This window comes from Pseudoalteromonas marina (genome assembly GCF_000238335.3).
GTDB classification, from domain to species: Bacteria; Pseudomonadota; Gammaproteobacteria; order Enterobacterales; family Alteromonadaceae; genus Pseudoalteromonas; species Pseudoalteromonas marina.
In genome coordinates, this window is record NZ_AHCB03000012.1 from 200,499 (window position 1) to 227,214 (window position 26,716).

At 40.1% G+C, this 26,716-nt stretch carries 27 protein-coding genes; 17 read left to right on the forward strand and 10 right to left on the reverse strand.

What is annotated here, in order from left to right:
• Positions 1–531, reverse strand: coding sequence for a YfiR family protein (locus tag PMAN_RS16805; protein ID WP_010556924.1), 531 nt, complete (start codon positions 529–531; stop codon positions 1–3).
• A 9-nt stretch (positions 532–540) separates the two neighbouring features.
• Entirely contained in the window at positions 541–2,601 is a 2,061-nt protein-coding gene (locus PMAN_RS16810; protein ID WP_010556923.1) for a TonB-dependent receptor plug domain-containing protein, read from the reverse strand.
• Positions 2,602–3,081: 480 nt separating this feature from the next.
• On the opposite strand from PMAN_RS16810, the gene PMAN_RS16815 reads away from it, so the two are divergent.
• The 3 genes from PMAN_RS16815 (at position 3,082) to PMAN_RS16825 (ending at position 5,741) form a co-directional block, all read left to right on the forward strand.
• A complete protein-coding gene (locus PMAN_RS16815) occupies positions 3,082–4,095 on the forward strand; it encodes a Kelch repeat-containing protein (RefSeq protein ID WP_010556922.1) in 1,014 nt (337 codons plus the stop codon).
• Entirely contained in the window at positions 4,095–4,811 is a 717-nt protein-coding gene (locus PMAN_RS16820) for an SIR2 family NAD-dependent protein deacylase (RefSeq protein ID WP_010556921.1), read from the forward strand. The genes PMAN_RS16815 and PMAN_RS16820 overlap by 1 nt, the downstream gene beginning before the upstream one ends.
• Before the next feature lie 132 nt (positions 4,812–4,943).
• Positions 4,944–5,741: a response regulator transcription factor gene (locus tag PMAN_RS16825; protein ID WP_010556920.1), complete on the forward strand. Its 798-nt coding sequence runs from the start codon at positions 4,944–4,946 to the stop codon at positions 5,739–5,741.
• A gap of 65 nt (positions 5,742–5,806) precedes the next feature.
• On the opposite strand, the gene PMAN_RS16830 is transcribed toward PMAN_RS16825, so the two are convergent.
• Positions 5,807–7,120, reverse strand: coding sequence for a M20/M25/M40 family metallo-hydrolase (locus PMAN_RS16830; RefSeq protein WP_010556919.1), 1,314 nt, complete (start codon positions 7,118–7,120; stop codon positions 5,807–5,809).
• A 400-nt stretch (positions 7,121–7,520) separates the two neighbouring features.
• On the opposite strand from PMAN_RS16830, the gene PMAN_RS16835 reads away from it, so the two are divergent.
• From PMAN_RS16835 to PMAN_RS16860, 6 genes are all read left to right on the forward strand, one after another.
• The gene (locus PMAN_RS16835; RefSeq protein ID WP_010556918.1) at positions 7,521–7,889 is read left to right on the forward strand and encodes a hypothetical protein; all 369 of its coding nucleotides are present in this window, start codon (positions 7,521–7,523) and stop codon (positions 7,887–7,889) included.
• 312 nt (positions 7,890–8,201) lie between these two features.
• A complete protein-coding gene (locus PMAN_RS19170) occupies positions 8,202–8,444 on the forward strand; it encodes a hypothetical protein (RefSeq protein ID WP_242032475.1) in 243 nt (80 codons plus the stop codon).
• Between the two features lie 255 nt (positions 8,445–8,699).
• The gene (locus PMAN_RS16845; protein ID WP_010556916.1) at positions 8,700–9,461 is read left to right on the forward strand and encodes a hypothetical protein; all 762 of its coding nucleotides are present in this window, start codon (positions 8,700–8,702) and stop codon (positions 9,459–9,461) included.
• An 80-nt stretch (positions 9,462–9,541) separates the two neighbouring features.
• Positions 9,542–10,027 (forward strand): hypothetical protein, encoded by a 486-nt coding sequence (locus PMAN_RS16850; protein ID WP_010556915.1) that lies wholly within the window; start codon positions 9,542–9,544, stop codon positions 10,025–10,027.
• Between the two features lie 96 nt (positions 10,028–10,123).
• Positions 10,124–10,387 carry a hypothetical protein gene (locus PMAN_RS16855; RefSeq protein ID WP_010556914.1) on the forward strand — a complete coding sequence of 88 codons (264 nt, stop codon included), beginning with the start codon at positions 10,124–10,126 and terminating at the stop codon, positions 10,385–10,387.
• 310 nt (positions 10,388–10,697) lie between these two features.
• Positions 10,698–11,078 (forward strand): VOC family protein, encoded by a 381-nt coding sequence (locus PMAN_RS16860; protein WP_006794416.1) that lies wholly within the window; start codon positions 10,698–10,700, stop codon positions 11,076–11,078.
• 125 nt (positions 11,079–11,203) lie between these two features.
• Here PMAN_RS16860 and PMAN_RS16865 read toward each other — a convergent pair whose 3' ends face one another.
• Both PMAN_RS16865 and PMAN_RS16870 read right to left on the reverse strand, forming a co-directional pair.
• Positions 11,204–11,884, reverse strand: coding sequence for an SDR family oxidoreductase (locus PMAN_RS16865; RefSeq protein ID WP_010556913.1), 681 nt, complete (start codon positions 11,882–11,884; stop codon positions 11,204–11,206).
• Between the two features lie 228 nt (positions 11,885–12,112).
• Positions 12,113–13,111, reverse strand: a complete 999-nt coding sequence (locus PMAN_RS16870; protein ID WP_010556912.1) for a DUF4382 domain-containing protein — start codon at positions 13,109–13,111, stop codon at positions 12,113–12,115.
• Between the two features lie 346 nt (positions 13,112–13,457).
• On the opposite strand from PMAN_RS16870, the gene PMAN_RS16875 reads away from it, so the two are divergent.
• Complete coding sequence (locus tag PMAN_RS16875; protein ID WP_010556911.1) at positions 13,458–14,312, forward strand: mechanosensitive ion channel family protein; 855 nt, start codon at positions 13,458–13,460, stop codon at positions 14,310–14,312.
• Positions 14,313–14,389: 77 nt separating this feature from the next.
• On the opposite strand, the gene astB is transcribed toward PMAN_RS16875, so the two are convergent.
• The 3 genes from astB to PMAN_RS16890 all read right to left on the reverse strand — a co-directional run bounded on the left by astB (position 14,390) and on the right by PMAN_RS16890 (position 18,265).
• Entirely contained in the window at positions 14,390–15,736 is a 1,347-nt protein-coding gene (gene astB, locus PMAN_RS16880) for an N-succinylarginine dihydrolase (protein WP_010556910.1), read from the reverse strand.
• Positions 15,737–16,148: 412 nt separating this feature from the next.
• Positions 16,149–17,252: an L-dopachrome tautomerase-related protein gene (locus tag PMAN_RS16885; protein ID WP_010556908.1), complete on the reverse strand. Its 1,104-nt coding sequence runs from the start codon at positions 17,250–17,252 to the stop codon at positions 16,149–16,151.
• 2 nt (positions 17,253–17,254) lie between these two features.
• On the reverse strand, positions 17,255–18,265 hold the full coding sequence (locus PMAN_RS16890) for a zinc-binding alcohol dehydrogenase family protein (protein ID WP_010556907.1): 1,011 nt from the start codon (positions 18,263–18,265) through the stop codon (positions 17,255–17,257).
• Positions 18,266–18,375: 110 nt separating this feature from the next.
• Here PMAN_RS16890 and PMAN_RS16895 point away from each other — a divergent pair, with 110 nt between their 5' ends.
• Positions 18,376–19,275, forward strand: coding sequence for a LysR family transcriptional regulator (locus PMAN_RS16895; protein WP_033035064.1), 900 nt, complete (start codon positions 18,376–18,378; stop codon positions 19,273–19,275).
• On the opposite strand, the gene PMAN_RS16900 is transcribed toward PMAN_RS16895, so the two are convergent.
• On the reverse strand, positions 19,264–19,722 hold the full coding sequence (locus PMAN_RS16900; RefSeq protein ID WP_010556905.1) for a MarR family winged helix-turn-helix transcriptional regulator: 459 nt from the start codon (positions 19,720–19,722) through the stop codon (positions 19,264–19,266). The genes PMAN_RS16895 and PMAN_RS16900 overlap by 12 nt on opposite strands.
• 135 nt (positions 19,723–19,857) lie before the next feature.
• Here PMAN_RS16900 and PMAN_RS16905 point away from each other — a divergent pair, with 135 nt between their 5' ends.
• From PMAN_RS16905 to PMAN_RS16925, 5 genes are all read left to right on the forward strand, one after another.
• Positions 19,858–20,286, forward strand: coding sequence for an organic hydroperoxide resistance protein (locus PMAN_RS16905; protein WP_010556904.1), 429 nt, complete (start codon positions 19,858–19,860; stop codon positions 20,284–20,286).
• Between the two features lie 187 nt (positions 20,287–20,473).
• Complete coding sequence (locus PMAN_RS16910) at positions 20,474–20,827, forward strand: metalloregulator ArsR/SmtB family transcription factor (protein WP_010556903.1); 354 nt, start codon at positions 20,474–20,476, stop codon at positions 20,825–20,827.
• 38 nt (positions 20,828–20,865) lie between these two features.
• A complete protein-coding gene (locus PMAN_RS16915; RefSeq protein WP_010556902.1) occupies positions 20,866–21,876 on the forward strand; it encodes an ArsJ-associated glyceraldehyde-3-phosphate dehydrogenase in 1,011 nt (336 codons plus the stop codon).
• Between the two features lie 31 nt (positions 21,877–21,907).
• Entirely contained in the window at positions 21,908–23,125 is a 1,218-nt protein-coding gene (gene arsJ, locus PMAN_RS16920) for an organoarsenical effux MFS transporter ArsJ (protein ID WP_010556901.1), read from the forward strand.
• A gap of 103 nt (positions 23,126–23,228) precedes the next feature.
• Positions 23,229–25,349 (forward strand): methyl-accepting chemotaxis protein, encoded by a 2,121-nt coding sequence (locus PMAN_RS16925; RefSeq protein WP_010556900.1) that lies wholly within the window; start codon positions 23,229–23,231, stop codon positions 25,347–25,349.
• A gap of 79 nt (positions 25,350–25,428) precedes the next feature.
• Here PMAN_RS16925 and PMAN_RS16930 read toward each other — a convergent pair whose 3' ends face one another.
• Positions 25,429–26,016: a TetR/AcrR family transcriptional regulator gene (locus tag PMAN_RS16930; RefSeq protein WP_006794429.1), complete on the reverse strand. Its 588-nt coding sequence runs from the start codon at positions 26,014–26,016 to the stop codon at positions 25,429–25,431.
• 111 nt (positions 26,017–26,127) lie between these two features.
• On the opposite strand from PMAN_RS16930, the gene PMAN_RS16935 reads away from it, so the two are divergent.
• Positions 26,128–26,670, forward strand: a complete 543-nt coding sequence (locus PMAN_RS16935; RefSeq protein WP_008129977.1) for a carboxymuconolactone decarboxylase family protein — start codon at positions 26,128–26,130, stop codon at positions 26,668–26,670.
• The last annotated feature ends 46 nt before the right edge of the window (positions 26,671–26,716 follow it).

A 26,716-nucleotide genomic window follows, 5' to 3' on the forward strand; every position in this document is an offset into this window, starting at 1 on the left:
CTAACTATCCACAATTCGCGCAAGGCGTAATACTTTAGAGCTTATTGTTAAGCCATTTGATTTAAGGTTATTAGGTGATATTTCGAAACGGACCTTACCGCTTGATAGAAAAAATCTTATGTGACCATTGTTTTCTATAAATCCGTCACTTTCTCCCACTAATAAAATATTTTGATAAGTTAAACCAGGAGTATTTACCCAATCTTGGTATGTTTTTGATGTAATGAATACCATGTTGCATTGTGTTAGTGAGCTACTATTAAGTGATATGTGTTTATTTACTAATGGGCGTTTTTTAATACTGCGCTTAGTGAGTGCAACATCAGCAATGTTGATGAATGTTTCGTCTGGGCTACATAATGTAAAGTTATTATTATGATACGTCGGTGTTACCCAATGAGCGAATCGAGCAAAGTTATATAAAAAACCAGCCTTGAGCATATACTCTTTCTCAGTCGCAGCACTATTAGCACTAAAAAATAGTGTTAATGTAATTAATAGCCCGTTGAGTAAAAGTTTTAATAGCTGCATTAAATAATCTTAAAAGCTGGCTTTAATTGAAAATGTTATACATTCATCAATGTAGTTAGGCAATGTGTAGGTTTCACGAGTGTTGTTATACTCTATGTGAGAGCCTGCAAACAAGTTTTTACCCGACAAAGCCGTAGACCATATTTGGTTAATTTGATAATTCCAGGTTATATCCATTGTAGTGTAACGGTCGGTATTATAAGCGTCTGAGTTTTCAACTCTAAGCGTTGCAAAAATATTATGTTTATTAAAAAGCGTATAGTTTACTTTGCCAAATACTTGTCTATTAGTTGAATCAAAACCAATAGTTGGTGTTGCTCCCTCGGGTAAATCATAGTCAATTTTTGTATAGCTATACCCTAGTTCTGTACTTAGGTTATTCAGCGGTTGCCAGGTTGCAACTATATCAAACCCGTTAGTTGTTGTTTCACCCTGCGAAACAATATCAAGATCGACACGAGTTTGAGTAAGCGCAAATGCGGCTTGTTCAAATTGACCGAGCTGAAAAGAACGTATAGCAGGCAGAAACTGATTGGGATCGGTGTTAAATCTAATCGCTGCTATATTATCGGCATCTGTATGGAATGCGGACAAATCGAGAGAGGTGTTATTTCCTTCAAAGCGGTAGCCTAACTCGTATGAGACGTAGTTTTCTGATTCAACTTTGTCGTTGCCATTGAGGTAAGTGGCAATCGCATATTCATCAATAGCTTTAATGCCAGTACTTCCACCAAGCGCCTCTTCTACAACTGTCCCATTCACTTTATAGTCATCATTAAACTCTATCAGGGTAGGTGTACGTACACTTCTAGATATAGCGCCCCATATTAGATGGCGCTCTTGTGGCTTATAGATAACCCTAGCCGATGGTTGGTTTTCCCAGCCAGTTAAATCATTGTGGTCGAGCCTAGTGCCGACAACTAAATCAAGATAATTGGGTATAACATTATATTGGGCTTGGATTAATCCACCATATTGTTGAAGATTGTCTAGGTCTTTATTACTGTCTAAAAATACACTTTCCTCGAAAGATATTTTGTTATATCTGTAATTCAAGCCCCAATCGAGCTGCAAAGAGTCATATAAAAAGTTCATTTGGTAGTCTATATCTATAGATTCAAAGTTTTCTTTTATATATGTTTGGTTGCCACTTTGCTTTAGCCATGACACTTGCAACATTTGGTTTGCGTCGGGAGATATTCTATTTTCTAGACGCGCCATAACACGAGAATCAGTACGTGATAAGTCCCCAGAAAATGAAACGTTTCTATTGGTCTCGTCAATAACTCCACGGTAGTTTTGGCCTAAGTTAGAGTGTGTAACATCTCCTTGTATTAAAGCAGACCATTCGTCACTTGGTGTAAAGTCAGCACGCAAACCCAAAGAATGTTGTTTGGCTGTGTCGCTAGGCGTGAGTGAAATCCCTTTTTTTGACTCATTAGCATCTTTTACATGACCATAAATACGGTAACTGCCTTTATTACTTAAGTCGCCGCCATATCGCGCGTTAGCATCAATATTTATTTGATTACCGGTAGTCGCATTCGCGTAGGCACCACGAGTATCAATACTGTTTTTAGTAATAATATTGATCACACCATTATTTGCATTTGTGCCCCACAGTAGGCCGCCTTGACCGCGAATAACTTCTATTCGTTCTATATCATAAAGTGGGACATTCAGTGTTTCCCAATAGACAGCTGCAAATTTAGGTGTATATAAGCTTTGCCCATCAACCATAACTAAAAGCTTACTTGAAAATCGAGACGCAACACCGCGCGAAGAGATTGCCCATTGATTATTATCAAGTTGCCTAACGATAAGTCCAGGTACCATTTTTAATGCTTCTGGTACTGAGTTTGCGCCAGATCTATTAATTTGCTCTTTACTTAAAACATAAATAGACGAGGCGGTATCAAATGCAGATTGAGCTCTCTTCATTGCAGACGTTACTTGAACATCCATTTCCATTAATGCGCTAAGGTCGAGCTCAGCATCTTCAAAAGGGTCTGCAATTACAAGCGGTGATAAAAACAATAATGGCCATAGTGATTGATGCGAAATTTTCACTAAGGAACTCCTACCTAGTCATAAGTTATATAAGCGAAATTGCTTTTCTTAAACATTTTAAGAACATTACATTAACATTGTGAATGGTGTAAATATAGCAAAAATACGCTGCTACTTTTTATGTGAGCCTTTAACTTTTTTCAATATATCATTAGCTTATAAAGTAACCATAACTAAAAAATACCATAGCTAACGTATACACGGCTTCATTAAAATTAATTTTAAATGATTAATAATATATATTATCTTTAAACAAAAGTATTAAGTCCATGTTTAATTGTTTTTTTATCAACCAAAAGCGGATGATTTTTACACTTAACGTAAGTTCATAAAGTTAATTTAACAAAAAAGTAGCTTTGACTTATTTTATATTTTGAGGTGTTGAAAGCAGTAAGTGCATCACAAGGCTTATCAAAACTGGTTCAGCGTTGAAAAATAAATTAACCTTACTTTATTAACCTTTAATAAGATTATTTTTATATGAGTTTTATTTTTTCTGCACTGCTAGCTAGCATTCCTGCTTTACCTGAGCCTGTTGCAAACAACGCAGTAGCTAAAGTTACAGCGCAAAATAACACCTATTTCTTAAGCTTTATGGGCTTAGCTTCAAATAAACAATTTAGTGATGTACATAATAAAGTGTGGGCATTAAAGCTGGGAGAAAGCCAATGGCAGGCTAAATTGGCAGTACCTTCTAGCTTGCCAATTAAGGGGCGTTTAGCAAGTACAGCGGTTGGTATAGGCAAATACGCTTATGTATTTGGTGGCTACACTGTTGCTGCAGATCACACGGAAATATCGAGCCCCGACGTGTATAAATACAATATAACCACAAATAGCTATACGCAACTCAAGTCTATGCCAGTCCCAGTAGATGACAGCGTGGCGCTAAGCTACAAAGAGCGTTACATATACCTTATTAGCGGTTGGCATAACGATGGCAACGTAAATTTAGTGCAAGTATACGATACTAAAAACAATACATGGCAGCAGGCGTCGCCTTTTTTAGGTGAGCCTGTATTTGGCCAAGCGGCTGCAATTAGTGGTAATACTATTGTTATTTGCGATGGCGTAAAAACCCAAGCAAACCCAAGTTCACGCCGCTCGTTTTCAGGGGTTGCACAATGTTTAAAAGGCACAATAAATGCCAACAACCCACAAAAAATAGATTGGCGAACGCTGCCACACCCAACAGGCGAAGCACATTATCGTATGGCTGCTACAAGCTATAATGGCCATATTTACATGCTAGCTGGCTCAAGCAACCCCTATAATTACGATGGCATTGGTTATAACAAACAGCCAGCTCCAGCAAGTCGTCATGTATGGCGCTTTAATATTAAAAATAATACATGGCAAGTAATGCAGCCACTTAAAACTGCAACGATGGATCACCGAGGCTTACTAGAGCATAACGGTATTTTATATCGTATTGGTGGAATGAATAACCAACAGCAAGTTATTAATGATGTGCTAGGTTACGAGGTCAAATAATGAATACGCTTTATATTACCGGCGCAGGGGTAAGCGCGGCTAGTGGTATACCTACGTTTAGAGGGGAAGAAGGCTTTTGGACTATAGGCAGTAAAAACTATACGCCTATGGAAATGGCAACGCGCGCAATGTATCAAAATAATCCGCGTGAGTTTTTGGCTTGGTATTACAACCGTTTTGCAACGTATCGTAACCATGGCCCTAATGACGTGCATCATTGGTTGAGTGATAAAAACTTAATAACCCAAAATATAGATGGGCTTGATGGCAAAGCCGGTAACAAAAATTACATTGCTATACACGGCAGGCTCGATCAGATGACGCTATTTCATGAGCAAGGCGAAGCTGTTGAGCCGCTGATGACCCCGTGGGATAGTGTAGATGAAAGCCGCCGGCATGAATCTCTTTTTGAGCTGTTTAACATTCAAAACCAAACACCTGAGCTTAACCATTCGTTTAAGCCTTTTGTGTTGTTGTTTGATGAATTTTACACCGAGCTTTACAGAATAACCCAAGCACAGCAGCGAATGCTCAACGCTGATAAAATTGTATTTATGGGCACCTCGTTTAGTGTAAATATCACCCAAATGGCATTAGAAATAGCCCGTACTTATAACATACCTATCGAGGTGGTCGATCCTAATCTTGCTCACATACTACACCCAAATGTAAGTTATAAAAAAATGACCGCGCTTGAGTACATTCAAAAGTTTTGATTTATTTGTAATTTAAAACTTACAAATAAATGCATATAAATAAGCGTTTTGTTAACCCCAGTGATACATGTTGTTTTATAATGAAATGTAAAACCACAATCGTTTAGCAATAACATAACCCAAGAGAGTTACATGAGTGATTTAACTGCAATAGCCAATTTATCAATATTATTAGTAGAGCCTTCAGAGGTTCAGCAAAAACTGATAATCAAATCACTAACTCAATGTGGTGTAACCCAAGTAGAAACCGCAAGCAATCAAGCGCAAACGTTAGCCCTTTTAGAAAAATATCAGCCCGATTTAGTCATTAGTAGCATGTACCTAGCCGATGGCACTGCAGACTCTTTGTTACAAAGCATTCGTTCGAACCCGCGCACAGAAAGCCAAGCGTTTATGTTGATCTCGAGCGAACGCAATAAAAAATACCTTGAGCAATTAAGGCAGTCGGGCGTATTAGCCATTTTACCTAAACCATTTAGTGCTGATGCAATTACACGCGCGTTAAAAGCGACGCTCGACATAATTACAGAAGAAGAGGTCGAACTAGAGCATTTTGATGTCACTTTATTACGAGTTCTGGTTGTTGACGATAGTCGTTTTGCGCGCAAGCATATTATTCGTGTGCTTGCTGGTATGGGAATACCAGCCCCGGTTGAGGCGCAAGATGGTAAACAAGCAATTGAAAAACTTAACGAACAGTCATTCGATTTAATCGTTACCGATTACAACATGCCAGAAATGGATGGTCGCGAACTAACCGAAACTGTACGTGGCTCAAATACTTACTCGCATATTCCTATTTTAATGGTGAGCTCAGAGGCGAACGACACCCATCTTGCCAATATTGCGCAAGCTGGCGTTGATGCCATTTGCGATAAACCGTTTGAACCCGCCACAGTGCGAGATTTGCTTTTCAAAATAATGTCGTGATAGACATTTTTTCATCACATATATTTGAACGAGTGCAAAAGTAACAGCACTCGTTTTAAATACTTTTACATTTGGCCTAATCTATATACAAGCAGCGCTGTTTTAGCGGTGTTTTTATTAAGCGAGGTTAAATCGGCGGTTTCGTTTTTAGTGTGTGCGCCACTGCCCATTAGTCCTAGGCCATCAAGTGCCATATCAACATGGTTTGCAGCAAACGAAATATCAGCAGCACCGGCATTACGAGGGTTTGCAGCCACCACTTTGTTATAGCCTAAGTCTTGGCTTGCTTGGCTATACAGTGCAAGCAGCTTTTTATTACCCTCGGTTAGCCCCATTGGTGGGTAGCCGTCTTCAAAAATAAGCTCAGCTTGGCTGCCATTTAAACTTTTAGTCACTATTTGCTGCATCACTTTTTTAGCGCCTTCTACCTGCTTTGGCGAAAGCGCCCGTAAATCACCCGCTACATGCACGGTTTGCGCAATTACGTTACTTTTACCAAACGCCGTGGCTGACGAGTTAGCACTGTCGTAATCGGCATTTGTACCACCTACAATAAGCCCTGGGTTAAAGGTTAAATTAGGTTGTGTAGCTAGTTGCTCTCTAAAGTCATTTAAAATACGCGACGCCTCGTAAATAGCACCATAGCCCACACTGTCATTAAATATTTGCGATGAATGTGCAGCATTGGCCGTTACATTTAACGTCCAGCCGGTATAGCCACGGCGCGCCGCCATAGCGGTTTTAATATTGTTATCGCCGTTTTCAAAACCTAGCGCTACGTCAGCCCAAATTGCAGCATCAACAATCGCCTTTTTAGATAAACTAAGTGGACGACCGCTGCTTTCTTCATCGCCGGTAAGCAGTACTTTTACGCTTACGTTTTCAAGTAAATTAAGCGCTTGCAGGCTTTTAAGTGCGGTAATTATAATAGTGTTACCACCTTTCATATCGGCTACACCTGGGCCGCTCGCGGTGTGTTCATCAATTTGTTTATAGGTAGTAAAGTTATCGTGTTTGGCAAATACCGTATCAAGATGGCCGATCATCAGTATTTTTATTGCATCGGGGTCTTTACTTTTGTGCGTAGCTAATACATGCCCAGCTCGGTTAAACGCGCTGCCATCTAGCCACTCAACCTCAAAACCAATGGCTTTTAGTTGCTCGCTTGCAAGCGCGCCCACCTTTTTTACGCCTTCAATATTAAGTGAGTCGCTATTAATATTAACTGCTTGTTTTATCTCTTCAAGTGCTTGGGGCATGTTTTGCTCAACTTGTTTAACTATTTCACGCTCATTTTTATTAAGCGCTGCATGGCTTGTAAGCGAAAGGGTACTTGCAAGTGTGAGAATAAGTGCATGGCTAAACTTTAAAACTGACATAACAGCCTAATAATTGAAAAATAGTTCAGCTAATATGAAGTAAAAATACAAAGGGTTCAATAGAAGTAGATTGTGATTTTTAACTAATTATATAAGCAACAATGAGTTACAAGGTTAAGGGTTAATGGGTGTATGCGTTACTGGTTTAAACTCAGGTATTTAAAATATGATTTGTTAATTAATAACCAACCGGTATAACTAAACAACGATTTGTCTGATATTACTGATCTCCACCATTTTGGGGTTTTGCTGCATTTAAGAAAGCTAAGGCGAAGCTAACTATTTGTTTACAGGTGTTTATTTTATAGCTAGGATAAAATCACTGTAATATATGGACATTTGTCGGTTTGTAAAACGACAAATGTCGTAGACTAAATTGTTATAAAGCACGGAAGTTTTGATGAAAGCCTCAACTATTGAGTTCACAAGTTATAGTGGTAATCAAACACATATTGAATCAATCAACTACGATTTAGACTATTTAAAAGTAGTAGTTGTCGCTGATTCTAATTTACGAATTGAAGTATGTTTTCAACAGCCAATCGGATTTAGGTGTCTTGATGAAGGTGATTTATTAGAGTTTTGGGCAAGCAATAAAATAACGAGTAATTGGCTTTTACAAATACATGATTTTGGTTGGTTGGCTCAAGAAAGTAATCGCGCTGGCTTCTTATCCAAAGACACTATGTTAAGTGAGTATTTGATTAAAGGCAGCAATGAGTGTTTAAATGTTCTAAGCACAGATAAGCCAGTAATAAGTTTGGTATAAATGCTTTATAACAAGCTAATAAATAAGGACAAAAATCAGTTGACTGTTTTCGTTCCTCAACATTTTAGCCAACAACTTTTTGCCCATTATTAGGGCGTTATATGCCTTGGTTAACTTGAGAGGGACCTATCAATGTCGATGACTATGTACGTAATCTTATCTCTTAGTGATGTTCCAAATACGAACTCACTAAACGAATTATCAGAACAGTTAAACACTCCTGTTCAATATTTAGAAAATGTAGATTTAAAAAAGCATACTGGGTTTCTCCCTGTCAAACTGAAAAGCGAAGACTCTGGAGTGGAAACATTTATGTCGCCTTTATCAGAGTTCTCAGATTACTTTCCTGCGTTCGATTCCTCAGCTTTTATAGAGCCAGTAGTGGTAACATTTCGATGGGGCGGTGACATGAATGAAATGGTTGTGGCTTTAAACTCTGCTTATCTTCTCGGATATCAAAAAAACTCCGCTACATTCGAACCGCAAAGTGGTGTGTTTTTATCAAATGAACAAGTAAAAGAAGGTGCAGAGGCCATGTCTGCAAACGGCATATAACAAGGCAAATTAAAAAGTGCGGACAAAAAATAGTTGGCTTTGTTCGTACCTCACAAATTATAGCCAACTATTTTTAGCCGTTTATTTGCGGCGTTAGATGTAAGAGATATGCGAAGCACAGTTCTGATAATATTTGTATCCATAATGCTCATGTCATGTGGCTCATCATACAGTGTCCCGCGTGCTACGCTGCATATCGATGTTACTGATGTAAATCAGTTCAATATACTGCAGGAGAGCATTAGCGACTTTCTTATGGCTAAAGGTTTTACCGATCTCGGCAAAGATGAAGAAATGCTAGATCTACTAGAATGGAGTAGTAAAAAGCATCAAGGTGATGTCATCGCTAAAACGAATAGCGACCAAATAAATAGGATCCATCGGACAAGGCGCTTCAAGAACGAAGAATTAGAAGTAGATGTCGTAATAATTGATTATTCAGATTCTGCAATCAAAAAACGTTTCGTAAATTATTCAACTTCAGAATCAGAAATATCCGATTCTCCGGCATTAGAATTGAATATTTATAACTATAGGCCCGGTGGTTTTTCAGTCGAAGTTAACAAGTTCTATGAAGAGATATTTTCATTTATAGAATCAAATCATAATAAGCCTATAAACATTGTATTTTCACCTCCTGAAACGAACCAAAGTGAATTTTACAAGATCACTACTATAAATCTTCTTACGAGCGGGCTGTGGTGGCTAATTGTTTATACAATTTCAATCGGAATATTTGGGTTCATAATAATCAAAACGCTAAATCGTACTAATTTCGCAATTTTTACCAAGCGTGCAATATTTGCTTTGTTGGGAACTATCTTGGCTACACCACTACCTTTTCCAGCAACAATATTTGTAATAGTACTGCCAAGCGTAATGGCTTTGCCTGCAATTGGGTCAGATTATTTCTTACGAATTCAAACTTTTGCTATACCATCGTTAATTGTTAGCGCTGCTTTGTGTGTACTCATATCCACCTATGTTATCAAAGGCAGTAAAAGTGAAAACATCTAACAAGTGCATGTTGCCGGACTGCTTTTCCGCTGCGCTTCAAACCAGCCGCAAATGCAGGCGTTAGCTGTACTAGGTGAAATTTGAGCCCATATTTTGAAATCAGTTTAACCCCCAACATTGATTACTTTTTGTGGGTGTTACCTGTTTTATTTTTGCTTGTAGCTTTTGTTAGATTGCCAGCCGCCTCTGATCTTGTATTAAGCATGGTTAAGATTTCACGAAATTGGCTTTTAACAATTTTTGGATTGATTTTTTTCATTGCATTGTTTGGTACATACTCAGAGCTACAACAAGATATTGATGTTAAAAAACAGATTGATTCGGGTGAGTTTTCACTTGTATCTGGTTGTATTCAAAACTATCGTCTAGACGAAGTTAAGGGAAATACAGCAACATTCGAAGTGAAAGAGGTCGAGTTTTCTTATAATAGCTATACAAGAACACCTTTTTTCTATGAAAAAGAGTTACCAGGTAAAGTTATAAAAAATGGTAATTGCCTAGAAATTAGCTACTTAACAATAGCTAAAGAAAACAAAATCATAAAAATCGTACAGCTAACAAAGTAATTAAACAAAGGACACAAAACAGCAGGCTTGTGCTCCTTCGTCGCCAATTTTAGCCTGCTATTTTGTGCCGTTTATTACGGCGTTATAACTAAAGGCATGTTCGAGAAATATTTCGCTAAACGTAAGTTGGTAAGTCATGTTAAAGAGCTTGCCATCTACAATGACAAAGGAATGCATTGGAAGAGTCATAATATCGCTCAAGTTTCTGCCGAGCGAAAAAGGCTAATCCAATTAATACTCGTGAGTTTATCAAAACTAGATAGCACTGAATCAGCTATAAAGCTTAATGACTTAATTATAAGTGGTGCATTAGCCGAAGATGAGGAAGGTCAATATATAGACCTCGCCAAATCAACTTAGTTATAACAAGTTACTTAAAAGGACAAATAACAGTTGGTTTTTGCTCCTTCGTCGCTTATTTTAACCAACTATTATTTGCCTCTTAGTAAGGCGTTATGTGTTTCGTAAAGTATGAGTTTCAAAAATAGCGACAAAGGTTTCGAATGTGAAACAGTACAAAAACATAATAAACTAGACAGATACTTTTATTTTCGCACTTTGATGAGCTACGTATCAGGCTTTAATTAGTGAAGAAATAAGTAAAGTATTACATAACAATCGTAAATTAATTAAGTGCTCACCTACTTTAATTTTTTCACAGGGAAGTTAAATGAACTTAAATCAAATTACATTACCTGTTACAGATATGGAAATTTCGACTAAATTTTATCGCGACTTAGGTTTTACTCAAATTGTAGACACCCCGCATTATGCTCGCTTTGAATGCCCAGATGGGGATTCAACTTTCTCCTTGTCTTTAGATCGAGGTGAGTTTGATTGTGGCACGGTAATATATTTTGAACATGAACGATTAGATGAACTGGTTGAGGCTTTAAAAGTTAAAGGTTTTGTATTTATACAAGAACCTACAGACCAGAGCTATTTATGGCGAGAGGCCGTACTGCATGATCCGTCAGGACATAAAATTAAGCTATATTGGGCGGGTGTTAATAGAGTTAATCCACCTTGGCGTGTAGAAATACGCAGCTAATCAGATTTTTAATTATGCAGTGTTCAAACTTACGCTATTAAAATCCAACCTCATTTAAGTATAAAAAACCGTCAGGTTTAACGCATTAGCATTAAACCTGACAGCTCAAACTCAACCAATCACCGTTAATTAGTCGGCATTAAATAAATCTCGCGCACGTTGTTGCGCTGGTTTGCTTCTATTGCAAACAGTACGGCGTCGGCCACATCTTGTGGGTCGAGTTTGTCGGGCTTTGCTTCATCAAAAAATGGGGTGTTTACCATGCCAGGGGCTATGGTGGTACAGCGGCAGTTCCACTCGCTCATTTCTTCAGCTAAGTTTTGGCCAAACCCGTAAGCAAACCATTTAGTTGCACCGTAAATAGAGCCTTTAATTGGCTTACGGCCAGCAGCTGAGCTGGTTAATATAAAGTGGCCTTTGTTTTGGCGTAAATGGGGCAGGGTTGCTTTTGCCGTCCACAGCAGGGCTTTAATGTTTATGTCTATCATGGTTGACCATTCATCGGGGTCGCCTTTTTCAGTGCCTGCGGTTGAAACGCCCATACCTGCGTTGGCAAATGCGGCATCTAGTCGGCCAAATTTTTTAAGCCCTTTTGTTACTACGTTTTCAAGTTCGGTAAAGTCGGTGGCATCTGCGGGTACACTCAGTGCGTTATCTTCACCTAATGACTCAACTAGTTCAGCTAATTTATCTTCACTTCTGGCGGTAAGAATGACTTTATGGCCGTTATTAACCAATGTTTTTGCACTCGCTTCACCTATGCCACTAGAGGCACCTGTAATTAGAACTACTTTTTCTTTCGCCATGATTATTTCTCCTATGTTTACATATTCAAAATGATAAGAACGGTTTAACTAATACGTGCTATTAACTGTACCAGTTCTGGGTTAACGGAGCTTGAATGCAGGTCACTTTACGAATGAATTATTTGGATGATGTTAGGTGAGTGGCTTTAATGGGTTTCTGCAAAGGTGGAGTGTTCGTTTTTGTTATACTTTTTATAAAAAAAGCGCACCTTAAAGTGCGCTATACGTTTATTGTGTTATGTCAAAGCTAACTGAAAGGTCCTCAGTTTGCGGTACACTAATTTGCTTAAGTTGATAAACAGTGAAATCTGTATCTTCTAGCTCTGCATCGTCTAAATGTGCGGTGCACGTATAGCCAAGTTGGTAGTCTCCCGGTGTAATGAAAGCAAGCTCAAACTCATATTGGTTATCGTCTTGATCAAATACAACATTTGCGGTCGCAAGTGGGGCATCTTCTGGGGTTTGCTCATCTATTTCGTATATATCTTTAGGTATTTGAGCATCTGATGAATATAAATATACGGCGTGTCCAAACGTTGAATCTGCAGCAGCAGTGGCGATATTGTCTGTTTCACAGTTATTAATAAGCGCTTGGCTTACTGTGCCTTCAATTTCTTGTGACTCAGAAAGATTTTGTAATCGTACGCCTCTAGGTTTTAAAAAGATCTCCTCATTATTTTGAGGATCGACCAGCGATTTTTTTAGGTCAAATTCTAAAACAAAGTCGTTATCAGTTTGGTTAAGTGTAAAGCCATCGAGTTGTATTTCGCCTACACCATCATTCCCTTTTCTTTTTACCACGAGCGGGGCAATGCTGTCGTCTTCGTATACTACGTGAGATGTAAAACTAAGGTTATTAGTATCGCCATTTATAACCTGAGCGCGGATCCACGAGTATTCGCCTGCTGGCACTTCTTGATCGTCAAGCAGCTCAAAAACATCGTCCCCGGTGTAATCGAGCAAATTAACCATTTGTGGTTGAGATGCGTCAGCTTCACTTCGGGTTTCAAAACTAAATTCTTCATCGCCTTGTGTTTTAATAGTGATTGAATCAAACACGACGTTAACCGCTTTTAAACCACTAACCGGCGCATCTGACACACCAAGGCTAAAGGTTGATTTGTCGCTAGATTGTGGCGGTGTTGTGTCATTGTCATCACTTGAAGAGCCACACCCGGCTAATGCAAAAAGAACGGCGCTGCTGACTAATGTTGATTTAAAATTCATGATTTACTCCTTTAGTTTATAAAGCGGATTGTAGAAGGGCTAAGCTGAATTTAGATTGAATAGGTTTTTAGAATAGTTACTTGAAATTAATCTTTATTTTACTTTGCGCATTTTTGAACAAAAGTATGTACGCCATAGGTTAACTAGTTTGTGAGCACTAAGTTTTTAAGTGTGAAAATTTAAGCGAAAAAAAGAAAAACTTTGCCCAATTAATTTGCTGATATAGGCACACCTTCCACTTATTTTAATGCTATCGCTTTAAAATTTTTACTATATACTCCCGCCACTTCTTTTGAAGTGTATAGATTTAATTCTTGCTGATAATCAGCCCATAGTTGGAATATGTATGAAAGATAAACTTATTGTGTTTTGGCAAAGCCATTCAGAAACTATCATCACTTTAGGTTACAAAGTGGTATTAGCTTTGGCTATTTTAGTTGCGAGCGCGCTTATTGCACGCTCGGTTAAAAAAGCGATCAAAAATTCTAAATCGCCATTAAAAAAAGTAGACGAAACGCTACTACCGCTTCTATCGAGCATTGCGGGGTATTTAGTTTACATAATTGCTGGGCTGTTTATTTTAGATATTTTTGGCGTTAATACGGCAAGCTTAATAGCGCTAATGGGCGCGGCGGGTTTAGCGATTGGTTTGGCGCTTAAAAACACCTTAAGTAATATTGCAGCCGGCATTATGTTATTAATACTTAGGCCATTTAAAATAGGCGATTTTGTAGATGCGAGCGGCACGCTTGGCACAGTGAACGAAATAAACTTATTTACGACCATTTTTAAAACCACCGACGGCCTTTATATCGCATCGCCTAACGGTAAAGTGTGGGGCGGCAACATTAAAAACTTTACCCGCAACGGTAAAAGGCGCATGGATATAGTAGTGGGAATTTCGTACGCCGACTCTATTGATGTTGGCTTAAATGTACTTAAAGAGCTCGCCGAATCAGAAAGCCGACTACTTGCAGAGCCAGCACCTAAAGTAATGGTTACCTCAATAGGCGAAAGCGCGGTGAACATTCAATTACGTGCATGGACGGTAAACGGCGATTACTGGCAAACCGTGTGGGATTTAAATAAACGCGTTAAAGAGGCCATAGAAGGCGCGGGGCTGAGCATTCCGTTTCCGCAGCGAACGCTGCATATATCTGAGTCGATGGCATCGGCAGTAACGGTTAATAAAGGTATTTAAACTCTATTAGCATAAGCACAAATAAAAATAGCGAGCCTTGGCTCGCTATTTTTGTATTAGCCTTTTGCTGACGAGTATTAACCTTCTAATTGAAAGTCGTACACTGAGGCTAAGTTAAGCAGTTGGGTTAGTTCATCCAGTGCTTGGTAGCTTTCGGTAAGTAGGGCTGAATCGGCAAAGTCGTTTGCGCCTAGCTTATCGCGGTAGTTACGTTTTGCCCAGTCACAAAGCTGTGTGTATTTAGTATCGGTTAAAATAACTTCTGGGTTTACAGCGCTTAGCTCTTGTTGGTTAAGAGCTACACGTAAACGCAAGCATGCAGGGCCGCCGCCATTTTGCATGCTTTGGCGCAAGTCAAAAAACTGCACTTGGTTTACTGGGTTATCGGCTAAAATCATTTCTTCAATGTAGGCGTTTACTGCGCTGTTACGTTGGCACTCTTGTGGCGCTACTAATAGCATTGAGCCATCATCTAGGCTTACTAATTGGCTATTAAATAAGTAACTGCTTACTGCATCGCTAATGCTTACTTTATCGGTAGGTACTTCAATTATGTATAGCTGTTTGCTGCCGGTGTAGGCATCGCGAATTTCTTGCAGGGCATCTTGTTGGTTTAAAAATGCTTGCTGGTGGCAAAGCAATACGTTTGCGTTACCTACTGCAATTACATCGTTATGAAACACGCCTTGGTCTATAACATCTGGGTTTTGCTGCAGTAAAATTTGGCTCGATTCTTTTAAGTTATGTAATCGGCAAATGGCTTCTGAGGCTTCTAGTGTTTGCCTTGCAGGAAACTTAGCCGGTTTTGGTAATTGGCTGTTAAAGGCACTTGCACCAAATACAAACATTTCTAGGCCTTGCTCGCCGTGGCTGTCGCAAAGTCGGGTATGGTTAGCCGCGCCTTCGTCGCCAAAAAAGCCCTGATCGGGTAAATGCGTGTGGTGTGCAAAGTAGCTATCGTTATTAAACATGGCTTTTAGTAAGCGGGTAGTTGTAGCAGGCTCTAGGGAGCGATGAAACTTATTGTTTAAATTAGCTGAGGTAAAATGCACTTTGCCATCGAGGGTATCTGGCGATGGAGAAACAGTAGCGGCATTGGCGGTCCACATTGCAGAGGCCGAATAACACGCGCGCAATAAAATAGGGTCGGCTTTAAATGCTTTATGAATAACTTGCGAGTCGTTGCCGGTAAAACCTAGGCGACGTAGTACGTTTAAATCGGGGCGTGCATGGGGCGCAAACACACCTTGTGTTAGGCCTTTGTCGTGCATGGCTTTCATTTTTTCAAGGCCCTGTAACACAGCTTCTTGAGGGTTTGAAAAACTTGCCGCATTATTTAACGAGGCAACGTTACCATACGATAAACCCGCATAGTTGTGAGTAGGGCCAACTAAGCCATCAAAATTTACTTCTAAGGCGTGCATACACGTTCCAATCATATTGTTTTTAGTTACTTAACAATACAACGCAATGGCCGCGCTTGCAAAGCCTATAAATACGAAATTTATCGGCTGTAAACTCGCTCTTTGTCGCACGTTGTATGGGTATTACTCGGATCGTTTACCTGCCATACGCTAATGTCTAAACGCCAAATTAGGTAAAGGGTGTGGTATAAGTTAGCCATGGTATTTTCCTTGAAAGTTTCACTGAACACATCTGTACTATGAAAGAATTATGCCAACTGTTAATTGAATATTTTATGAATACAAATCAGATATTTATTAAAACACTAAAAATAACTTTTGAGCGCTTAGCACCACTTTGGGGCTAAAAGGGTTAAAAGTTGCACCAAAAAGCCACGCAACAGGTGCGTGGCGTATGGTTTATACGCTGTATTTAGCGCCCTACTTTACCCTTTACTAGTGGGTCGAACGACAGCACACTAAATTTTCCTTGGCTGGCATTTTTACCGTTATTTAATACTGGCGAGCGATGTAGCTCATCTACGGTAAAATATATTTTATGATCGGCGCCATAACTAAAGCCATCAGGCCAGCTTAAGCGCTCGTCTTTAAATAATACCTGGTATTTACCGCTTGGTTTTACCACGCCAATTGCGCCGTTGGTTATGTCGGTAACATACACATTGCCGCCGCCATCAACAATAATGCCGTCGGAAATGGGTTTAGTGCCGTAACGCGTTACTTTACTTTCAAGGGCGCTTGCGCTCAGGCTTTTATTGTTAATATCGCTTGTGGCAATACGATAAACCGACGTGCCAGACATAGAGCCAAAGTAAAGCCACTGTTCGCTTGGGTCGAGTGTGATTGGGTTTACCCCTAAACGTGCTGGTTGGCCGCCTAGTTTCATGGTGCGCCCTTCAATGACCATGTCGATGTTTTCGGCTGTGGTGTATGGGCTATTTTGTAATACTCTGCGCGCCTCACCCGTTTTTAAATTTACGGTAATAATAGCGGCTTGGCTGCCTTGTGCGGTGTCGGCAATGTATACAACACCGTGCTTATTATCGATGACTAAATCGTTTAAAAACGAGGTGTCGGTAATGGTGGGTTTAGCTAAGTAAATTATTTTATGCAGCTGCTCTTTATTGGTATCCCATCCGACTAAACGCCCAGCATGATCAGGGCCTGATGTATCAAGCATCCATAATACGCCATCGGCTGATACATTTATGCCAAGTACATCGTAAAAGCCTTTGCCGTTTTTATACGCGTATGCCCATTCTTCATTAGGGTAGGGTTTGGTGGTGCCATCGCTTAATAGCTCCATAATTTTTTGTTTTTGGCCGTAAAAACCATGTACCGATAAAAACTTACGGCCCGAGGGAGTAATAGCAATATTACCCGGTGGGTGCTGCGCGTCGAATGTGGCTACTGTTTTTAAATCAGCATTTTGATTAGCGGTATTAGCAAACACACTGCTGGTTAAAAACGCGGTGCTGCAGGCTGCAACTAAAAGTATTTTTTTAATCTGATTCATGGTTAAAAGCCTTCTAAAACAAGTTTACCGCGTGAGGTGTGCGATTCTAAAATTTGGTGTGCTTTATATAAATTAGCAGCGTTAATTAATCCTAAATTTTGCCCTAGCGTGGTTTTAAGTGTACCTGCGTCTATCAGTTCGCTAATTTCATTAAGTAAGGTGTGCTGCGCTGTTATATCGGCGGTAGTAAATAGCGAGCGGGTAAACATAAACTCCCAATGCACCGATATACACTTACGCTTAAACTTTAAAATATCGAACGATGTAGGGTCATCTATTAGCGCAAATTTACCTTGCGGTTTAATACACTCTACTATTTGATCTTGGTATTGATCGGTATGGGTTAAGCCAATAACGTAATCAAATTCAGCTAAACCTAGCTCTTTGCGCTGCTCGTTTAAGTTTTTAGAATGATCGAGCACGTGATCGGCTCCTAACTCTTTAAGCCAGGTTACGCTTTGCTCGCGCGATGCAGTACCTACCACCTTTAGCCCAGTAAGTTGCTTGGCAAGCTGTACTAAAATAGAGCCAACGCCACCAGCGGCGCCAATAACTAACATAGATTGCTGAGTATTTTGCTTATTTTTAGGCACTTGCAGGCGCTCAAATAGCATTTCGTAGGCGGTAATACTGGTTAGCGGCAGCGCTGCGGCTTGTGCGTCGGTTAATGTTTTAGGCGCACGCCCTACAATACGCTCGTCAACTAATTGAAATTGCGCATTACTGCCTTGGCGCGATAAATCGCCGGCGTAAAATACGCGATCCCCCACATTAAATAACGAAACCGACTCGCCAACGGCTTTTACTATGCCTACGCCGTCCCAGCCTAATACTTTGTAGCCTTGCTCTGGCGCTACATTTGCACGTATTTTTGTATCTACAGGGTTTACCGAAATAGCATTTACTTCAATAAGTAGGTCGTGCCCGTTAGCGGTTGGGGTATCAAGCTCAATTGCTTGTATAGAGCTTGCTGTAAGCGTTTTAGAGTTTTTGGTGTAGCCAAATGCTTTCATGTGGGTTCCTGATGATTTTAAGTACTTTTTAATATGTAAACACTATAGCTCAGTTGAAAAATAGAAAAAGACATGAAAAACTAAAGCACTTTCAAATTTTAATTGAAAATATGCGATCATTTAACGATATTCAAACTTTTATAGATGTAGCCAGTTGCGCCAGTATTTCTGAAGCCGCAAGGCAAAACGCGCAAACCCCAGCGGCGGTAAGTGCAGCTATTAAGCGCCTAGAAAAAGATTTAGGAAACGTGCTGTTTATTCGCTCTACCCGCAGCTTACGATTAAGTGTGGCAGGGGAGCAGTTTTTAAGTTACGCCAAAGATTCACTTTCGCTTATTCAACAAGGGGTAGCTGCAGTACAAACCGCTGTGGGCGAAGTAACAGGGACACTACAGGTATCGGCCCCGTGCGATTTAGGGCGTAATAAACTAAGTGAATGGCTTAATGAGTTTTTAGCACACTACCCGCATGTAAAACTTAAACTGCACTTAAGTGACGAAGTAAGCGACATTTACAGCCAATCAATTGATATTGCGCTGCGCTTTGGTGTACCAAAAGATTCGCAGTTAATTGCAGCGCCGCTTTTTTTAAATAATGCGCGTATTTTAGTGGCCTCTCCTGACTATATTGCTAAAAATGGATTGCTTACACATCCCCTTAATTTAACACAGCACACCACCATTACCTTTATGCGCTTTGGCGAGGTGTTTAAAGAGTGGCGATTTTATAAAAATGGCGCGGTGCAAAAAGTGCAGCTAAATTGCCAACACATAGTTAACGATGGCGAAATGGTTAGGCGCTGGGCGCTAGAGGGCAAAGGCATTGCGTATAAGTCGTACTTAGATGTAATTGATGATTTAGCAAGCGGGCAGCTCGTTCATCTATGCCCCGAGTGGCAAAGCGATCCGCTACCGCTTTATATGATGTACGCCGATCGACGCCAAATGACCCCGGTGATCAGCGCATTTAGGGCGTTTATTCAACAAAAAATAACCGCGCTAGTTGGCTAACTCATCATCGTTTTTAGTTGTTAAATCGCTTACTACTAAATCAAGTAGCTGCATGAGTTGTTTAGCTTGTGTAGGGTCTACACTTTCAAACTTACATAATATATTTTTTGGAATATCAGCAGCTTCGTTTTTAAGGGCTTGCCCACTTTGGGTAAGCTGAATTAGACGCTTACGCTTATCGTGCTCATCTTTAATAACAGCCAGCAGAGACTTTTCGGTCATTTTTTTGAGTATTTGGGTCATAGCGCCGCCATCAATAGCGGTTTTATCTATTAGCTGCGCTATGGTTATTTTGTCTTGCTCCCACAGCGCCATCATTACTACATACTGCGGATACGTTAAATTAAGTGCAGCTAAAGGCTCACGGTAAGCACGCGCAATGCTATTTGATGCCATATATAACCTATGACACAGCTGATTTTTTAATTTTAGTTGCTCAAATGACATACTCAACTCCTAGTGCGTTAATACCTTCAACTCAAAAAACATTTTAATTTGCATGCAAAGTATTTGCAATCTCTAATTACTTGGCCTATTATTTTGCATGCAAACTAAATTAATTGATAAACTTTGGAGTTCACTATGAATGTATTACAAAGCGTTGCCTACACAGCAAAAGCAACTGCAACCGGTGGCCGTGAAGGTGTAGCTAAATCAGACGATGGCCGTTTAAATGTAAACTTATCAACCCCAAAAGGGCTAGGTGGTGACGACGGACAAGGCACAAACCCAGAGCAATTATTTGCAGCTGGTTATGCAGCATGCTTTATTGGTGCACTAAAATTTGTAGCCGGTAGCGAAAAAATTGCGCTACCAAGTGATACACACATTAACTCTGAAGTATCTATTGGCGCGATTGAAGGCGGTTTTGGTATTGCTGTAAAACTAGCTGTATCACTCGGTGATATGGATAAAACAGCAGCGCAAGAGCTGGTAAATAAAGCACACCAAGTATGCCCATACTCAAACGCTACACGCGGTAATATTGAAGTTGAGCTTTCGGTTATTTAATTAACTGATCACTTAGCATTGTAATAGCCCAGTGGTTTGCCACTGGGCTTTTTTGTGCGCTGCAATTTACTAGAGATCACATTAATTGAAGCGGGCTTTTAAATAAACATACGAAAAATCGTATATTCACTATTTCATATATTCTAATTTTGTTTTATTGTATGCACACTAACTAAACGAGGATGCTATGGAACAACTCAACCCACTTCAATTTTACAAATGCTTAGCCGACGATACGCGCTTAAAAGCCATGTTATTAATTAGCCATGAGCAAGAGCTATGTGTGTGTGAGCTTGTTGCTGCGCTTGAACTGAGCCAACCTAAAGTGTCGCGCCATTTAGCACAGCTTAGGCAATGTGGCTTATTGAGCGACCGTAAGCAAAATCAATGGGTGTACTACAGCATTAATAAAGCCCTGCCACAGTGGGCTCTTAGTGTACTAACACAAACCAAAAACGAAAATTCTGCGTTTTATAACGACGATTTAAATCGACTCAATGCAATGGGTAATCGCCCAGAGCGTGCAGCAAGCTGCTGTTAATTAAGCAAATTGATATAACTTTACTAAAGGTATTTATTATGACAATTAAAGTAGGTATTAACGGCTTTGGCCGTATGGGACGTTTAACACTGCGCGCAGCACTAGAGTGGCCAGAAGTAGAATTTATTAAAGTAAACGATGTAGCGGGCGACGCTAAAACACATGCCCATTTATTAGAGTTTGACTCAGTGCACGGGCGTTTAGCGCACAGCGTTACAGCAAACGAGAATAGCTTTAGTGTGGCTAAACATACAATTGCCGTTACCAATAACAAAACCATTAGCGATACTGATTGGTCTGATTGCGATGTAGTAATAGAAGCCAGCGGTAAAATGAAAACCACTGAGCTGTTAAATCAATATTTAGCCCAAGGTGTTAAGCGCGTTGTGGTAACCGCTCCGGTAAAAGAAGACGGTATTTTAAATGTGGTTATGGGCGTTAACGATGATTTATATAACCCAGATGAGCACAAAATTGTTACGGCGGCTTCGTGTACGACTAACTGTTTAGCGCCAATTGTAAAAGTACTGCAAGAAAAAGTAGGCATTAAGCACGGCTCAATGACCACTATTCATGATATTACCAATACCCAAACTATTATTGATGCGCCACATAAAGACTTACGCCGTGCTCGTTCGTGCGGGACTAGTTTAATACCTACCACAACCGGCAGTGCAACAGCCATTACGCATATATTCCCTGAGTTAAAAGGTAAGTTAAATGGCCATGCCGTGCGCGTACCTTTAACTAACGCATCTATTACCGACTGTGTATTTGAGCTTGAGCGTGGAGTAACTGCAACTGAGGTGAATGAATGGTTTGCTCAAGCGTCTAAAAACGAACTTGCAGGTGTATTAGGTTACGAAGAAAAACCGCTGGTATCGATTGATTACAAAACCGATCCACGCAGTAGCATTATTGATGCGCTTTCTACCATGGTTATTAATAACACCCAGCTTAAATTATACGCTTGGTACGATAACGAATGGGGCTACGCTAATCGTACTGCCGAGCTTATGCTTAAAGTTGCTAAAAGTGACGTGGTTTAACCATTAATTAAAGGTTTTAAGGGCGTTAACCATGTTTGAGCAACTCGCTAATTTACCTACAGCTATAAAACAATATTTAATAATTACCGGTAATTACTGGGCATTTACCTTAACCGATGGCGCACTACGTATGCTGGTGGTGCTGCATTTTCATCAGTTAGGGTATGGTGCACTGGCCATTGCCATGCTGTTTTTGTTTTACGAAATTTTTGGTGTGATCACCAATTTAGTGGGCGGTTGGCTAGGGGCTCATTTAGGCCTTAATAAAACCATGAACTTTGGCTTGGCGCTGCAAATAATGGCGCTTGCCATGTTATGCGCGCCAAGTGAATGGCTTACAGTTGCTTATGTTATGGCGGCACAAGCGCTTAGCGGTATAGCCAAAGATTTAAATAAAATGAGTGCCAAAAGCGCCATTAAACATTTAGTGCCCGAGGGAGAAAGCGGCCAAGGCCAGCTTTACAAGTGGGTGGCTATTTTAACGGGCTCTAAAAACGCGTTAAAAGGGGTGGGCTTCTTTTTAGGCGGTTTACTTCTTACGGTACTGGGTTTTGTAGGTGCTTTAAAAGCCCTAATTTTATTACTCACTATTGCGTGGATTATTAGCGTTGTATTTTTAAAAGGCGACATGGGTAAGGCTAAAAATAAGCCTAAGTTTAAAGAGTTATTTTCTAAATCCCGTGCAATAAATTTACTAAGTGCAGCACGATTATGCTTGTTTGCCGCGCGTGATGTATGGTTTGTAGTGGCTTTACCTATTTATTTAGCCCAGCAGTTTAACTGGAACTTTTGGTGGGTTAGTGGCTTTATGGCACTTTGGGTGATTGGCTACGGTGGTGTGCAATCGCAAGCGCCGCGTATTACAGGCACCAGCAATTCAAGTGAAGATACCGTTAAACATGCCTATTTATGGGTGTTGCTGTTAAGTGGTGTAACTGCACTTTTAGCACTACTTATGCAATTTGATGTTGCTATGCATGCTACCTTAATTATAGGTTTACTAATATTTGGCGGTGTATTTGCCGTTAATTCATCTGTGCATAGTTATTTAATTGTCAGCTTTGCTAAAAGCGATGGTGTATCGCTTGATGTTGGCTTTTATTATATGGCCAATGCCATGGGGCGTTTACTGGGTACGGTGCTTTCGGGGTGGGTGTTTCAGGTTTATGGTTTTGTAGCGTGTTTGTGGGTGAGCGTTGCTTTACTCATAGGTGCCTCAATAACCACAGCTATTTTGGCTAAGCGTTAAAACTCAACGTATTGTATTAAATTAAATTTTGTTCGCGGTTATCGATAGCTTGATTAGTAAAATCGTCTAAACTGTATTTGTAGTTTAAACAAAGGGCAGGTCAATGCGAGAAATATCGTTAGCAAAAAAACTATTATGGCTTACAGTAGGTAGCATATTTATAACCGTGTTACTGCTATCGAGCATTCTGTGGTGGGAGCTGTCGTCGAGTAACGATGAGCTATCAAGCCAGTCAGAAAAATATATAGTGGCAGAAGTTGAAGAAAAACTAAGTGCAAACGCGGCTGTATACGGTGAAAGAATTGCAGGGTTTATTAACGAGGCATACCGTGTCCCTTTTTCACTAGCTGCCATATTAAGTGGCACGGCGGGTAATGACGCACTTAGCCGCGAATCCGTTGTTAATCTAAATAAATCCATATTAAATAATAATGAGTCGCTCTCTTCCATTTATTCCCAGTTTGAAGTAAATGGGTATGATTCAAAAGATACTCAATTTACAAATGGCTACAGTCACTCTGTTGATGGTGCTGGTACACTCGAAATTTATTTTACACGCAGTAAAGAAGGCGTGGTCGAGCAGCAAATTGTAGACAACCCTGCCGAAAAATATTTCACTAAGCTTAATGAATTTGGCCTGCGAGAGTCTGAATGGTATTTGTGTGCTAAAGACAACGTTAAGCCGTGTATTATGGAACCTTACTTATACGAAATTACGCCAGGCAATTCAGAAATGATGACGTCTCTTACGGTTCCTATTGTCAGAGACGGTCGGTTTGTTGGTATATCTGGCGTTGATTTAACGTTACCGGTTTTTCAAAAGTTAACCGAGCAGCTTTCAAAAGAGCTGTATAACGGTCAAGCTAAGGTTACCTTATTAAGTGATTTTGGTTTAATCGTAGGCAGTAGCCACTACAAAACCAAGCTTGGCCGGCCTTACAAAGAAGCAATGTCATCCACTATTACCAGTAAAGTTGAAAAGGTACGAGGTGAAAACAATCTTTTAAAAGCGGATGACACTTACCTGGTTAATTACCCTATAAATATAAAGCTTGCAGACACTCAGTGGTCGCTTATTATTGAAGTACCTGCAAATTTAGCACTGGCTGGCCCACAGGCTTTAAGCGAAAATATGCAAAGTACCGCAGCAGCATTGGGCACTATTATTTTAGTAACCGGCTTAATTATTGCGGGTGTTGCTTTTGTAGTTATGAAATTTGTTGTGGCAGGTGTTATAGCCCCACTTGAACAAATACAAGAACGCGTTGATAACCTAGCCAGTTCAGAAGGCGACTTAACACACACCTTACATGTAGACAGCCATGCCGAACTAATTGCACTGGCTGGTGGCTTTAACCGCTTTTTAACTAAATTACGCGACCTAATTGCTGAGCTTAAAGCCGTATCAGATCAGACTAAGCAACAAGGCGAAATTGCCCAGCATATAGCCATCGACACGAAACACAATGTGCAGGCGCAGTTTAAAGAAATAGAAAGCGTTGTTACTGCTATGAACGAAATGAGCGCAACGGCGCTTGAAGTTGCAAGAGCTTCAGAACAATCAGCGCAGCAAGCTGACGAAATAAACGGCTTAGTGGTAAGCAGTGAGTCGAGCTTGTCGTCGGCTATGACGCAAGTAAAAACCATGTCTGAAGAAATAAAAGAGGCAAACCAAGCCGTTGAAAAAGTAGCGACGCGTAGTAAAGACATAACGCAAATTTTAGATGTGATCAGAACCATCTCAGAGCAAACTAATTTACTGGCACTCAATGCAGCCATTGAGGCAGCAAGGGCTGGCGAACACGGCCGAGGTTTTGCAGTTGTTGCTGATGAAGTACGAGCACTTGCCTCTAAAACCCGTTCATCTACTGATGACATTAGCAACCTAATAGACAGCCTACTGCATGAAGTTGGTAATGCTTCCACCGTAATAGAAAAAGGCGTTGTAAGAGCACAAAATGCGGTTGACGAAACCTCTGTCGCCTTTGACGCGTTGCACAGTGTGGTTGTAAAAGTGGATGAAATAACCAATCAAATAACGCATATTGCAACAGCGGCTGAAGAGCAAAGCTTAGTAACAGAAGAAATAAATCGTAATTTAACGCTTATTTCTGATGCGGCATCTCAGTTGTCTGGTTTATCTTCGCAGGCAGGCGATAGTAGCGAAGTCCTTAATAAGCTAGTTGCTCAACAAGATAGCGAACTCAATAAGTTAAAAACTTAACGGGTACATCATTCCTAAAAATAAAAAACGGCGGTAATTGTATTACCGCCGTTTTTTGTCATTCATTGAGTTGTTTAGCTTAGAGCGCTCTCATAATTTTAAACATTTGATCGATCATAGGTTGTGCAAGCTCTTCAACACCCGGGCGGTTAAAGTAGCCGCGTAGCCCTGTAAATTGCACTTTAAAAAAGCGAGCATAGTCTTTTGGGCTAACCTCGCCTTTTAGCTCTTCACGCGCAATGGCTTGTGCAAATAAATCGCTTAAATAATCTTCAAATTTGTCTGATAAATCAAGGCTTAATGAATACAAACAGCTGTCTTCATCGGCAAACTCACAATTTGCTTTTACTAGCATACAAATAGCGCTCGGGGCATTTTTTTTATCTTTAATGATGACGTTTTCAACAAACGTTTGTAAACCACCAATAATAGTAGGCGAAGCCAATAAACACGTTTTTATTTGATCTTCTATTTGCATGGTGTAATTTTTTAAAGACTCAATATACAACCCTTCCTTTGAGCCAAACGCAGAATAGATACTACCTGGGCGCATATTAATTGCGTCCTGTAGATCGCGGGTCGAAGTGGCATTAAATCCCTTTTCCCAAAATAGCTGACTGGCAAGGCGGACAACAGTCTCGCGCTCAAATTTAACTTTGTTGACCATGCTGTTTCTCAATTAATTTGAACATTTGCTCAATTTTAACTTGAGCAGTCGCTCAAAATCAAATAGTATGTGCTTCGACGTTACTTAAACAACTTATTTTTGGAGCTAACAATGGCAGAATTTACTTTATATACAGCAGAAAATGCACCTGAAGAGTCAAAACCTTTATTAGCCGATTCAGTTGCTGCATTTGGCATGTTACCTAATTTACACGCAGTAATGGCTGAAGCACCAACGCTATTAAAAGGTTACCAAGTACTTCACGAATTATTTCAAAACACTTCATTTAACGCAGAAGAGTTAACAGTGGTATGGCAATCAATTAACGTTGAACATGACTGTCATTACTGTGTACCAGCACACAGTGCCATTGCAGCGTCAATGAAAGTTGACCAAGGTATTGTTGATGCTTTAGTGAATAAAACACCGCTTGCAGATGCAAAACTCGAAACATTACGTGAAACAACATTGGCTATGACGCGTGAACGTGGCGTAATTAGTGACGAGCAAATAGAAAAGTTTTTTGCAGTGGGTTACGGTCAACAGCAACTACTAGAGATTATTGTAGGTATATCGCAAAAGGTAATGAGCAACTACACTAACCACCTAGCAAATACGCCAGTGGACGAACCATTTAAAAAATTCGCAAAATAATCGCGTTATAATTAACAAAAAAGGCAGCGAAAGCTGCCTTTTTTTG

Coding starts and splice junctions, on each gene's coding strand:
- PMAN_RS16805 (WP_010556924.1), bottom strand. CDS start 531: ATGCAGCTATTAAAACTTTTACTCAACGGGCTATTAATTACATTAACA.
- PMAN_RS16815 (WP_010556922.1), top strand. CDS start 3,082: ATGAGTTTTATTTTTTCTGCACTGCTAGCTAGCATTCCTGCTTTACCT.
- PMAN_RS16820 (WP_010556921.1), top strand. CDS start 4,095: ATGAATACGCTTTATATTACCGGCGCAGGGGTAAGCGCGGCTAGTGGT.
- PMAN_RS16825 (WP_010556920.1), top strand. CDS start 4,944: ATGAGTGATTTAACTGCAATAGCCAATTTATCAATATTATTAGTAGAG.
- PMAN_RS16830 (WP_010556919.1), bottom strand. CDS start 7,120: ATGTCAGTTTTAAAGTTTAGCCATGCACTTATTCTCACACTTGCAAGT.
- PMAN_RS16835 (WP_010556918.1), top strand. CDS start 7,521: ATGAAAGCCTCAACTATTGAGTTCACAAGTTATAGTGGTAATCAAACA.
- PMAN_RS19170 (WP_242032475.1), top strand. CDS start 8,202: ATGTCGCCTTTATCAGAGTTCTCAGATTACTTTCCTGCGTTCGATTCC.
- PMAN_RS16845 (WP_010556916.1), top strand. CDS start 8,700: ATGGCTAAAGGTTTTACCGATCTCGGCAAAGATGAAGAAATGCTAGAT.
- PMAN_RS16855 (WP_010556914.1), top strand. CDS start 10,124: ATGTTCGAGAAATATTTCGCTAAACGTAAGTTGGTAAGTCATGTTAAA.
- PMAN_RS16860 (WP_006794416.1), top strand. CDS start 10,698: ATGAACTTAAATCAAATTACATTACCTGTTACAGATATGGAAATTTCG.
- PMAN_RS16865 (WP_010556913.1), bottom strand. CDS start 11,884: ATGGCGAAAGAAAAAGTAGTTCTAATTACAGGTGCCTCTAGTGGCATA.
- PMAN_RS16870 (WP_010556912.1), bottom strand. CDS start 13,111: ATGAATTTTAAATCAACATTAGTCAGCAGCGCCGTTCTTTTTGCATTA.
- PMAN_RS16875 (WP_010556911.1), top strand. CDS start 13,458: ATGAAAGATAAACTTATTGTGTTTTGGCAAAGCCATTCAGAAACTATC.
- astB (WP_010556910.1), bottom strand. CDS start 15,736: ATGCACGCCTTAGAAGTAAATTTTGATGGCTTAGTTGGCCCTACTCAC.
- PMAN_RS16885 (WP_010556908.1), bottom strand. CDS start 17,252: ATGAATCAGATTAAAAAAATACTTTTAGTTGCAGCCTGCAGCACCGCG.
- PMAN_RS16890 (WP_010556907.1), bottom strand. CDS start 18,265: ATGAAAGCATTTGGCTACACCAAAAACTCTAAAACGCTTACAGCAAGC.
- PMAN_RS16895 (WP_033035064.1), top strand. CDS start 18,376: ATGCGATCATTTAACGATATTCAAACTTTTATAGATGTAGCCAGTTGC.
- PMAN_RS16900 (WP_010556905.1), bottom strand. CDS start 19,722: ATGTCATTTGAGCAACTAAAATTAAAAAATCAGCTGTGTCATAGGTTA.
- PMAN_RS16905 (WP_010556904.1), top strand. CDS start 19,858: ATGAATGTATTACAAAGCGTTGCCTACACAGCAAAAGCAACTGCAACC.
- PMAN_RS16910 (WP_010556903.1), top strand. CDS start 20,474: ATGGAACAACTCAACCCACTTCAATTTTACAAATGCTTAGCCGACGAT.
- PMAN_RS16915 (WP_010556902.1), top strand. CDS start 20,866: ATGACAATTAAAGTAGGTATTAACGGCTTTGGCCGTATGGGACGTTTA.
- arsJ (WP_010556901.1), top strand. CDS start 21,908: ATGTTTGAGCAACTCGCTAATTTACCTACAGCTATAAAACAATATTTA.
- PMAN_RS16925 (WP_010556900.1), top strand. CDS start 23,229: ATGCGAGAAATATCGTTAGCAAAAAAACTATTATGGCTTACAGTAGGT.
- PMAN_RS16930 (WP_006794429.1), bottom strand. CDS start 26,016: ATGGTCAACAAAGTTAAATTTGAGCGCGAGACTGTTGTCCGCCTTGCC.
- PMAN_RS16935 (WP_008129977.1), top strand. CDS start 26,128: ATGGCAGAATTTACTTTATATACAGCAGAAAATGCACCTGAAGAGTCA.